The 10831-nt window shown below is 73.6% G+C and carries 7 protein-coding genes; 3 read left to right on the top strand and 4 right to left on the bottom strand.

Annotation, left to right across the window (positions count from 1 at the left end; all coding sequences use genetic code 11):
* The first annotated feature begins 14 nt into the window (after positions 1-14).
* Positions 15-506, top strand: a complete 492-nt coding sequence (locus EDD29_RS14205) for a metallophosphoesterase family protein (RefSeq protein ID WP_123664858.1) — start codon at positions 15-17, stop codon at positions 504-506.
* 11 nt (positions 507-517) lie between these two features.
* Here EDD29_RS14205 and EDD29_RS14210 read toward each other — a convergent pair whose 3' ends face one another.
* The 3 genes from EDD29_RS14210 to EDD29_RS14220 form a co-directional block, all read right to left on the bottom strand.
* Positions 518-1525, bottom strand: a complete 1008-nt coding sequence (locus EDD29_RS14210) for a hypothetical protein (RefSeq protein WP_123664859.1) — start codon at positions 1523-1525, stop codon at positions 518-520.
* A 90-nt stretch (positions 1526-1615) separates the two neighbouring features.
* Entirely contained in the window at positions 1616-2470 is an 855-nt protein-coding gene (locus EDD29_RS14215) for an alpha/beta fold hydrolase (protein WP_123664860.1), read from the bottom strand.
* Between the two features lie 93 nt (positions 2471-2563).
* Entirely contained in the window at positions 2564-4015 is a 1452-nt protein-coding gene (locus tag EDD29_RS14220; RefSeq protein WP_123664861.1) for a pyridoxal phosphate-dependent decarboxylase family protein, read from the bottom strand.
* Between the two features lie 148 nt (positions 4016-4163).
* Between EDD29_RS14220 and EDD29_RS14225 the strand changes: the two genes are divergently transcribed.
* Positions 4164-5441, top strand: a complete 1278-nt coding sequence (locus EDD29_RS14225; RefSeq protein ID WP_123664862.1) for a phytase — start codon at positions 4164-4166, stop codon at positions 5439-5441.
* A 69-nt stretch (positions 5442-5510) separates the two neighbouring features.
* A complete protein-coding gene (locus EDD29_RS45425) occupies positions 5511-8111 on the top strand; it encodes a DUF6493 family protein (RefSeq protein ID WP_170201396.1) in 2601 nt (866 codons plus the stop codon).
* A 672-nt stretch (positions 8112-8783) separates the two neighbouring features.
* Here EDD29_RS45425 and EDD29_RS14235 read toward each other — a convergent pair.
* Entirely contained in the window at positions 8784-10394 is a 1611-nt protein-coding gene (locus tag EDD29_RS14235; protein ID WP_123664863.1) for a TROVE domain-containing protein, read from the bottom strand.
* Positions 10395-10831 lie beyond the last annotated feature (437 nt).

Genomic DNA, 10831 nt, shown 5'->3' on the forward strand with positions numbered 1-10831 from the left:
GTGAGAATGAGCGGATGAGAGTCGTCGCGATCTCCGACACGCACGCCCCACGGCGCTGGAAGGCGTGCCCGCCCGCCGTCGCCGCGCACCTGCGGGAGGCCGACGTGATCCTGCACGCGGGCGACGTCTGCACGGCCGCGGTGCTGGAGGAACTGTCGGCGTTCGCCCCGGTGCACGTGGTCCTCGGGAACAACGACGGGCCCGACGTCGCCGCCTGGGGCGCGCCGGAACGCCTGGAGATCGAGCTCGACGGCCTGCGCGTCGGCATGATCCACGACAGCGGACCCTCCGCCCGGCGGCACGCCAGGCTCCGTCGCGCCTTCCCCGACGCGGACCTGGTCGTCTTCGGGCACTCGCACATCCCCTGGAACGAGTCCGCCGACGGCCTCCGCGCGCTCAATCCGGGCTCGCCCACCGACCGCCGCCGCCAACCCCACGGCACCCTCGGCCTCCTCACGATCGAGGCCGGGCGCCTCCTCTCCGCCGAGATCGTCAACGTGACCTGAGCACCGGGCACCTACTGCATGAACGTCAGCGGCGGGTGGTCCGGGGTCGCGGCGCAGCGGTAGACCTGGAGCGTGTAGCCGCGGCCGATCTCCACCATGGTGGCGCTGTCCGCCGTGATGAAGGGGGCGGGCTCCGCCGAGGCGTCCTCCAGCGGGAACCAGCTCCTGCTCTCGCCGTCGTACTCCCGGCCCTCGATGGTGAGCAGCGCCTCCACCGGCCCTCCGCACGCGCCGCACCTCAGCTCGGCGGGCTCGGGTGGGTCGAGGAAGGTCCAGGGGTGCGGCCAGCCGCCCACCTTCCAGCCCGGCGCGGTCGAGAGATCACCGCGATAGCTCAGGCCCCGGTCGACGGCCCAGGAATGGACGGCCTTGGCGAGTTCCCCGTCGAGTTCGTGCGCGGGAGGGTACTCGCGGACCCGCTCCGGATGCAGGACGCACCGCTCCGGCACATAGTCGTCCGAGCCGACGAACGCGGGCACCGGGGGACGGGTCAGGACCTCTCCGACGTCGGCGGACCGCCGCCAGCGCAGCCGCACCGCCGAGGACAGCTCCATGACCTCGTTGAACGGGCACCACAACACCTGGAGCAGGTCCGTGCCTTCCGGGCACGGCAGGTCCGGGACATCCCTCGCGTAGAACTGGGCGACCGCGAGCAGCGGCAAGGGACCGGCGGGCAAGGACGACGGCTCGTAGCCGGCCTGGACGCGGTCGATGACCGCCTGCTCCTCGGGGGTCAGGAGGTTCGCGCGCGGTGCGCGCGGGCGGGCCCAGGCCTCGGTGAGGATGCGGCGCCGGGTGCGGACGTCCTCGACCGTCGTCAGCCCGAACACCTCGTGTCCGTCGCCGCAGACCGGCCACGGCTCGTCGGCGGGCCACAGCAGCGGACCGCCGACCGAACTGTCGTGCACGGTCGGCGCGCCGGTGCGCGGGTGCAGCCGGGTGGCGGTCCTGGCCAGCGCGGCGAGCTCGGGGAACGCCGCGGCGGGATCGACCGGGCGCGGCGGCGTGGTGCGGGTCATCTCTCCCCCTCTGATCGGCCGCGATCAACGTCGAGCCGCAGTCAACCAGGCGGCACCGACAGAACGCTCGCCGTTCCGGCCGGGCGGAGGTCAGGTGTTGTAGGTGAGGAAGCCGCGGACGGCGTCGGTGAAGGCGTCGGGCTCGTCGGACAGGATGCTGTGGCCGCTGTGCTCGAACAGGCGCAGGTCCGCGCCGGGGATGCCGCGGGCGATCTCGGCGGAGAACTCCGGCGCGCAGATCCAGTCGTGGAGGGCGCCGATCACCAGCGTCGGCGCGGTGATGCGGGGCAGGTCGGCGGTGACGTCGTAGCCGCGCAGGAAGCCCGCGAACCCCTCGTTGAGCGCGTCGGGGCTGAGGATGCGGCGTTTCTTCCTGGCCTCGGCGAGGTCGTAGGTGCGGGAGTAGAGGGGGCCGAGGATCTCGAAGTACTCGCGGAGCTGGTCCTCGCTCTCGAAGGTGCCCGTCCAGAGCGGTTCCGCGGCGGCCCGCTGCGCCGGCGTGCCGCGCTCGGCGAGGATCTCCCGGGCGCGGGGGAGGAAGCGGTGGCTTGCCGTCGTGGCGACCGCGATCAGATGGGAAAGGTGCTCGCCGTACCGGGCGGCGTAGGAGAGGGCGACCATGCCGCCGTAGGAGGCGCCGAGCAGAGCGATCTTCTCCAGGCCGAGGTGAAGGCGGAGCGCCTCCAGATCCTCGACGTTGTTCTCCAGCGTGTAGGTCTCGCGGGGGCCGCGCGCGGAGCGGCCGCTCCCGCGATGGTCCAGGTAGACGATCTGCGCCTTGTCGGCGAGCCGGGAGAGCACCGGCTTGTAGGCGCTGTGTTCGCCTCCCGGGCCGCCGTGCAGCGCGATCAGGACGGGCTTCTCCCGCATCTCGCCCTTGTAGTGGACGAGCCCGGCACCTTCAACGTCGAAATACAGACTCGTGTCACGGACCCGCGCGTACATCGGCCGCCCCTCGGTGCTCAGAAGACTCTTCGTTGTCTACCGCACCGGGTCCCGTCCCGCCTAGTGCGCTTCCCACCGGCCGGGACGGGCTCGTCAGCCGGAGGAGCCGCCGAGGCGCGCGGCGAGGGCGGGGCCCAGTTCGCGGAGCACGTCGAGGAGGAGGTCCACGTCGTCCGTCGTGGTGCGCCAGTTGACGATGGCCGGACGGAAGACCTTCCTTCCCCGGTAGGTCGACGTACCGGCGTACACCCTTCCGTCGGCCAGGAGAGCCTCTCCCAGAAGGGCGTTGAGCTCGTCCAGCCTGTCGTCGGGGACGCCCGGCGGGCGGTAGCGGAAGCACACGATGGACAGGCGGACCGGCGCGCGCAGCTCGAGGTCGGGGGCCTCCTCGATCCGCCGGCCCAGGTGGGCGGCGATGTCGAGATGCCGCTCGACCATCGCGCGGTGCCCTTCCCGGCCGTAGGCGCGCAGCGTGGCCCAGATCGGAAGCGCGCGCGCTCGGCGTGACGACTCCGGACCCAGGACGTTGTAGTCGACCTGCCCGCCCGCGGCCTCCGGCAGGTACGAGACGCCCCAGCCGCCGAAGGCGCGGGACGGGAAGGCCGCGTCGCGGACGAAGGAGAAACCGCTCTCGTAGGGCACGTTGAGCCATTTGTGCCCGTCGGCGGTGACGGAGTCGGCGCGCGCCACGCCGTCGGTCAGGTGCGCGGTGCGGGGAGAGAGCGCGGCGAACAGGCCGAAGGCCCCGTCCACGTGCAGCCAGCAGCCGTAGCGGTCGCGCAGGTCGGCGAGCGCGCCGATCGGGTCGGAGTCGCCGCTGTGCACCTCGCCGACATTGCCGACGAGGATCGCCGGGGCGCCGTCGAGGTCGGCGAGGGCGCCCTCCAGGGCGGCGAGGTCGAGCGCGCCCGTGTCGTCGCGAGAGAAGGTGCGAAGGGTGTCCCGGCCGTGGCCGAGGATCTGGAGCGCCTTGCGGGTGCTCGGATGCACCAGGCCGCTGCTGAACACGGGCATCGGCGGCAGCCCCGCGAGGCCCTGGGAGGCGACGTCGGCCCCGTGCCGCTCGGCCCACCACGTCCGCGCGCACGCCAGGCCCGTCACGTGCGCGAGCGTCGCGCTGGGCGTGAGCACCCCGCCGAACGAGGCGGGCAGCCCGAACAGGTCCTTCAGCCATCGCAGGACCGTCGTCTCCATGTGGGCGGCCAGCGGGGAGGACACCCACAGCCCGCTGACCTGGTCGAGGAGCGAGGCGGTCCAGTCCGCGGCCATCGCCGCGGGCGTGGCGCCGCCGACGACCAGATGGAAGAACCGCGGACCCGAGGAATGGGTCGCGGCCCGGGTGCCGATCCCGAGCAGCCTCTCGATGCTCTCCGGCCCGCCCTCCCCCTCGTCGGGTAGCGGCCCGTCGAGTTCCGCGAGCAGTCCGTCCACCGACCTGTCGTGCACCTTGCGATCGCCCAGGCCGTCGAGATAGGGCCCGGCGGCCCGGAGGACGAGTTCGAGCGGCGTGGCGGCACCGGCGATTTCGGAGAGCGGATCACCCATGCCGCAAGTGATACATCATCGCGCGCAGCACGTCGACGCCGTGGCCGGGGACGCCGTCGGGATCGGCGGCCGCGCCGCCTCGGCCGAGCCCCTGCAGAGGCCATCTCGCGGACACCCGGCGGCCATCTGCGGGTGGGATTTTTCCGGGATGAAGAGGATTCTGGCGCTCGGTGCGCTGCTCATTCCGTTCGCCGCCCTGCCCGCGGGCGCGGCACCGGGGCTTCCCACCGTCCTTCCGCAGGCCGAGACGCGGCCGATGCTCGACGACGAGGCGGGCGGCAACGCCAACGCCGACGACCCCGCCATCTGGGTCCACCCTTCCGACAGCGGAAGGAGCCTCGTTCTCGGCACCGCCAAGGAAGGCGGCCTGGACGTCTACCGCCTCGACGGCTCCCTCGTGCAGCACTTCGCCGCGCCGCCCGCGCCGGGTGAGGACGACGAGAACGGCAGGTTCAACAACGTCGACGTGGTGTACGGGCTCGGCGGGAGGGACGTGGCCGTCGTCACCGACCGGGGCCGGGACACGCTCCGCTTCTACGCGATCGACCCGTCCCGTCCGGGCGGGCCGCTGTCCGACGTGACGGACGGGGACGTCCCCTTCCTGTTCAACGCGACCCAGGAAGAGGTGAACGAGCAGCGGACCCCCTACGGACTCACCACCTGGAAGGACAAGGGCCGCTCCTACGCGCTGCTGAGCCGCCGCAGCACCACGACGGTCGCGCTCGTGGAGATCGTGAAGTCCGGACGCGGCCTCACCTACCGGCTCGTCCGGCAGATCGCGCTTCCGAAGGAGTTCCCGATCCCCGGAGGCATCTGGACGCCTTGCGGCGACCCGGGGGACGAACCCCAGGTCGAGGGCATGGTCGTCGACCAGGATCGCGACGTTCTCTACGCCGCGCAGGAGGACGTCGGGATCTGGCGCATCCCCGCCGACCTCAAGGGCGAGCCCCGCCTGATCGAGCGCGTCCGCGAGTTCGGCACCCCCGCCGCCTACGACGCCGAGGCCGACGAGTGCCTGCCCACCGGCCCGAACCCCGGGACCGGCGGCGCGCACCTCACCGCGGACGCCGAAGGGCTGACGATCTACGAGACCCGCGGCGGGGGCGGCTACCTCCTCGCCTCCAGCCAGGGCGACAGCACCTTCGCCGTCTACTCCCGCACGTCTCCGTCCACCTACCTGGGCGGCTTCGTGGTCGGCGGTCCGGACGGCGCCCAGCACAGCGACGGCGCCGCCGTCGTCAACGTCCCCCTCGGCCGCGCCTTCCCCACCGGCCTCATCGCGGTCCACGACGGCGAGAACACCCCCGTCGAACTCGACGGAGAGGGCGAGGCCCGCGAGAACACGAACTTCAAGTTCGTCCGCTGGGACGCCGTGGCCAAGCCCCTGCACCTCAAGGTCGACCTCAGCGGCGGTCCTCGCCACTGACACCGCCCTTCGCGCGCCCGGTCCGCCCTCACCACGGAAATGTCGGTGGGGGCGGTTAAGGTCCCGGGCATGGCGAGCAGCGGCGACGAAGTGGCGTGGGAGCGGGTGCGGGCGGCGATCGCGCAGGGTGATGCGCGGAAGGTCGCCGCGGTCGTGGGCGGGTTCGGCGAGGAGACGCGCAAAGAGGTGGGGAAGCGGCTGCCCGAGGCGCTGCGCGGCATCGACGACCGCACCAGGTGGACGGATCAGCGGCTCGGGCCCCTGCGGGTCGCCGGGGCCGGGTGCCTCGGGGGCGCCGCCGCGGCGGCGGCCTGGGTGGCGCGGCGGGATCTTCGAGGATGGCGCGACAGGGACGGGCTCGGTGCGGCGATCGCGGCGGCCGTCGCCGGGCGGCCGAGCGAGTGGCGGCTCGATTTCGCGCGCCGCCTCACCGATCGGATAAGGCTCACGGACCTCTTGGACTGGCGCGCGGACCGGGTCCTGTGGGACGCGTCCGCGGCGCTGCTGCGCGCCGAAGGCGGCGCGCCGCCCGCGAGCGCGGCCTTCGCCGCGGGATGGCTGCTCTGGCGGCCCGCCGAACCCCTCGCCGAGGACCCGTTCTTTCCCGTGCTGCTGCCCGCCCTGTTCGACGCCGACGGGATCGGGCCGCTGCTCGGCGGCCGAGCGCCGTTCGGCACGGCCGGCCCGCCCGAGCCCGGTGCCGTGCCCGCCCTCGGCGCGCAGATCCTCGCGCACGCCGACCGCGCCTTCCTGCTCGACGGATGCGTGCGCAGGTTCCTGCGCGGCGGCGACGGGGCGCGTATCGCCTGGTACGTCGCGCTGCACCGCGCGCTCGCGCCGGCCCCGGAGGAGTCCGCGCCACGGCTGCGCGACTACGTCAGGCTGCTCCCGAATGCCGCGCCGCCCATCGCCGAGACCGCCTTCGAGCAGGTCAAGGCGGTCGACGCGCTGGCGCCGCTCGCCCCCGAGATGTTCACCGAGACCGCGAACGCGCTGCTGTTCCGGCCGGAGCGCAAGCTCCTGAAGGCCGCCTTGATCTGGCTCGACAAGACCGCGAAGGGCAGGGAGACCGCCGCGGTGGCGCAGGCCGCCGTCGCGTTCGCCATCGAGCACACCGACACCCGGGAACGGGCCGTGCGCCTCGCCGTCCGGCACGCGGCGGCCGTCGATCCGCTCACCGCCGAGACCGTCCGGGACGCGGCCGGGGCCTTGCCCGGCCCGCTGCGCGCGAGGATCGCCGATGCCTACGGGGGCGCCGTCGAGCCGGAGGCGCCGATCGAGGCGCCGGTGCTGTACGCGCCGGCGCCCAGCGAGCTGGATCCGCCGATCGCCTCGGCCGCCGAACTCCGCGAAGCCGTCCTGGCCCATCTGCACGCGTCCCGGTCGACGCGCTGGCCCGAGGTGGAGCGGCTGCTCGCCGGGCTCGTCGTGTACGGCCCCGACATCATCGCCGACCTGCGCGGCTACGGGGCGCGGTTCCCCTGGATCGTGCACCCCGACTTCAGCCACCTGGACGGCGCCTTCCTGGTGATGCACCGGCTCGCCCAGGGAAGCGCGCGGCGCGGCGTGGTCGACTACCTCCGCCACCGGCACGGCAGGACGAAGCTCCCGGATCGTCCCGCCCCCGCCCAGTTCGTCTATCGGCGCCTCATCGACGCCACCGCGCGCTTCGGCGCGCCGGCCCTGCTCGCCACGCCCACCGTCTCGACGGGCCACGTGGATCCCGAGGTCTTCGCCGAGCGCGTGCGCCTGCTGGAGGAGGCCGGCCGGGAGCCGGGTGCCTACGACCTTGATCAGGCCCTGCTCCGGCTGCCCGGCGACGCCTCCGCGAGGGTCCTTGACGGCCTGGTGTCGCCCGCCGCCAAGAGCGCGCGAGCCTGGATCGAGGGCGGCGGCCTGCCAGAGCCCGCGGTCTCCTATGAGGTCGTCGGATTCCGCAGGCGCAAGCTCGAATACTGGGAGGAACAGCCGAAGAAGGAGAACGGGAAGCGTCTGCGCACCGTCCTCAGGGGCACCGCGACGGGTTCCGCCGGCCTCCTGACCGACCTGGACACCGGTGCCTTGGAGGACAGCAGGGCCGTCCGCGCCGTCGCCCGGTGGTGGGCCCCGATCCTGCCTTCGCACCGCGAGCTGACGGCCGCCCACCTGCTCCGCCAGGCCGAACGCTGGCCGCTCGACCGCTACGAACAGGGCGAGGCGGTCCTCGACCTGGCCGACGCCACGGGCAAGACCGGCGCGGCGACGGCCGCCCTCCTTCTCTACGCCCTGTCCTCCCCGCACTCCGCCGACCGTGCCGGAGCACTCGACGCCGTCCTGTCCTTCGCCGCCCAGGACGCGCTCCCCGCCGCCGCCATGGGGGAACTCCTCCCCGTCTTCGTGAAGTCCGGCGACGTCTCCCTCTCCCGCGTGGTCCAAGGTCTCACCGAAGCCGCCCGCGCGGGCGCCCCCCTCTGGCCACTCTTCGCCAACGCCGTCCCCACCCTCCTCCCCACCGCCGACGAGTCCACCCCCGCCCCTCTGGCCGACCTCCTGGCCGCCGCCTCCACCACCGCCACCCTCCACCACATCCGCACCCCCCTCCCCGCCCTCACCACCTGGACCCCCAAGTCCCCCACCTCCCGAGCCGCCAAGGAAGCCCTCCACCTGACCGCCCTCCTCACCACCCCCTGACCCCCGGGCCCGCGAAAGCCACCGGCCAAGCGCCCGTCCCGGGCGTTTCCGGCCTTCCGGTCGGGCGGCGAGGCGTGGGGCGTGTGCGTCCCTCGGGCGTCCGGTGCGCGGGTACGGCGGGGCGGCTGCGTGTCCTGCCGCGTGTGGTGAGTGGGCGCGGTGGGCGCCGCGTCTGCTTCGGGCGGCTCCTTCGGCTTTGCTGCACGGACCGGTGCGCTGCGCGGTCGCTTCGCGTGCGGCGGGGGACGGAGTGGGAGGGGGGCGACGGCCGCCGCGCGGGCCGCCCGTGCTCGGCGAAGCCGCGGGACCGCGCGGCGGTATCGCGCGAGGCGTCCGGGAGGGGGCACGGAGCTCAGGTGGGGTTCGGCCGTGTGGTCGGGTCGGTGCGAAGTACGCGGTTCGGTCGGCCCCGTCCTGGGGCTCGAGACGCGGTGAGGTCTCGGGCGGGCACGCGCTGCGTGGCCGCCGGACTGGAGGAGCCGTCTTCCGCGCAGGTGACGACGTAGAGATCTCGGGCGGGCATGCGTGGCGGCCGGAGGTGCCCGGGGCGCCGAGGAAGCGCGCTCGGCCGGGTCCGAGGCGCGGCGTCGGGCGATGCGGGACGGCCTCGGCCCGGCAGGCCGTCCCGCGGGTCGTGGTGGGCGTGAGTCGTGGGGACGGGTGCCCCACGACTCAAGGGGCGTGGGTGGTGGGGAGCCAGGGCCAGGTGGCGGAGCGGGCGGATTCGAGGAGGGGGATCATGCGGAAGGCGGCGTCGGTGAGGCCGCCGAGCTCGTGGCGGGTGCCGGAGCCGGTGGGGATCGCGCCGTGGCGGTGGCCCGCCAGGTTGAAGGCGTACATCGGGATGCGGGCCGGGGCGGCCTCGGTGACGCTGCGGCGACCGTGGAACGTCTGCATGTCCGACAAGATGACGACCCTGTCGTGGCCGCGGTAAGTCCCGCTGACGGCTTCGGCGATCCGGGTGCCGTGGCCCACCTCGCCGATCCGGCGCACGAACGCGGCGACCTCGGCGAGGACGGCGCCGCCGGGAGCGACCCGGTGCGGGAACGTCCCGTCGGCGAACCCGTGCAGATCGACGTCGGCGCCGCGCAGGGTGAGCACGACCCCGAACAATGCGGCGGCCTGGGCGTGGGTCATCTGGGACCGCCCGGACAGCCGGGTTTCCATCGACGAGGACGTGTCGACCAGGACGAGCGTCCGGCCCGGAAAGCGGGGAACGTTCTGCGTGGCGAGTCCCAGCGCCGTCTCCAGCGCGTGCCCCCAGCCTGCGCTCGGTGCCGCCGCGTACGCCTGAAACCAGCGGAACGGGAACATCCGCGACCTGGCGATGGTCACCGGATCGGTGAAGCGCCGCGCGACGGCCTCGGCCGCCTCGTCGCCGACACCCGCCTCGTCGAAGTTGCGGAGGTTGCGGGCCAGCGCCATGACGCCCATGCCCGGGATGACCGCCTCCCACGCCCGCGCGTCCATCGGCCCCTGGAGCCAGCCGGCGAGGGCTTCCCAGGTGATGCCGGCGGCCTGCAGGCGCGCCGGGCCGTCCGCGGAGAGGAGGACGGCACGCCGCTCGGCGACCGGGAGCGCGAGCAGCTCGGCCCGGGCGCGGAGCAGCGGGAGATCCTCCGGCACCGGCCCGCCCCGCTCGTGGCGCCGGTCGAGAGCGTGCCGGTACAGGCTGGACCGCCAGGTGCCGCGCACCTCCGGGTGGTGGTGGGCGGGCGTGACGAGGTCGACCACATCGCCCATCCGGACGGCCCGGTCGACCGGGTCGTACTTTGCCAGGGACCGCTCCGTGTAGAGGCGCACGACGGCGTCGGCGACGCCCCGCTTCAACGCGATGGGGATCGGCTTGCCGTAGGTCGTCAGCCAGTAGGCGAGGATTTCGGCCGGCTCGTCGGCGCGCTGCAGCACCGCGTCGACGACGGCCCGGGTGCGCATCCCGGACGGCCTGGCGCGCACCAGCTCGGCGGCCGCGACGAGTGGCGCGGACCGTACGTTGCCCTCGCCGCGCAGCCAGGTCAGGAACGCGACGGTCCACTCCGGGTCCTGCGCGGCGGCCTCTACGACGAGCCGCCGGAACCGTTCCGCGCGCTCACGGGCCTTCTCGTAGAAGGCGTCCTCGGCGACCATCGCGGAGACGCCGAGCAGGAACAGCTCGGACTTGACGTCGCGGCCGTGCCCCGGCGCGCCCTCATGGGTGGTGCCGGTGACGCCGGTCGTGGTGATCGGGCTCGTCGGGCCGCGGCGCCCGACGCGCGCGGCGGACTTGGCGTTGAACCTGGTCATCTCGATTCCCGGGGAGAACAGAGGAGACGGCCCGGGCCGCCGCCGGCGGGTGCCCGAGAACGGAGTCGGAGGTGGAGACATGGTGCTCTGTCCAGCTGAGCCACCGGCTCCCAGGGAGCCGGACGGGACTCGAACCCGCGACCACCCGATCTCAAGTCGAAGTATCCATCGCCTGCACTTCGGGCACCGCCGACGGCGGCACGGACCTCTCCGAGAACAGAAGTGGCGACGGCCTGAAATGACCCGTCGAATGTGACAGGTGAAGTATCCGTCGCCGGCACTTCGGAGAGGTGCTGAAGGGAACGCTAACGATCAGCGATCCGGAGCGCATCCGATTACTTCCCGGACGGTCCGGGTTCACGGTGGCCACCGCGAGTACGCCGAAGAGCGGGGACCACCGGCCGAAGAGAGCGCGGACCACGGCGTCGACGCCGGGT

Source organism: Actinocorallia herbida (genome assembly GCF_003751225.1).
GTDB lineage: Bacteria > Actinomycetota > Actinomycetes > Streptosporangiales > Streptosporangiaceae > Actinocorallia > Actinocorallia herbida.

Coding starts and splice junctions, on each gene's coding strand:
- EDD29_RS14205 (WP_123664858.1), top strand. CDS start 15: ATGAGAGTCGTCGCGATCTCCGACACGCACGCCCCACGGCGCTGGAAG.
- EDD29_RS14210 (WP_123664859.1), bottom strand. CDS start 1,525: ATGACCCGCACCACGCCGCCGCGCCCGGTCGATCCCGCCGCGGCGTTC.
- EDD29_RS14215 (WP_123664860.1), bottom strand. CDS start 2,470: ATGTACGCGCGGGTCCGTGACACGAGTCTGTATTTCGACGTTGAAGGT.
- EDD29_RS14220 (WP_123664861.1), bottom strand. CDS start 4,015: ATGGGTGATCCGCTCTCCGAAATCGCCGGTGCCGCCACGCCGCTCGAA.
- EDD29_RS14225 (WP_123664862.1), top strand. CDS start 4,164: ATGAAGAGGATTCTGGCGCTCGGTGCGCTGCTCATTCCGTTCGCCGCC.
- EDD29_RS45425 (WP_170201396.1), top strand. CDS start 5,511: ATGGCGAGCAGCGGCGACGAAGTGGCGTGGGAGCGGGTGCGGGCGGCG.
- EDD29_RS14235 (WP_123664863.1), bottom strand. CDS start 10,394: ATGACCAGGTTCAACGCCAAGTCCGCCGCGCGCGTCGGGCGCCGCGGC.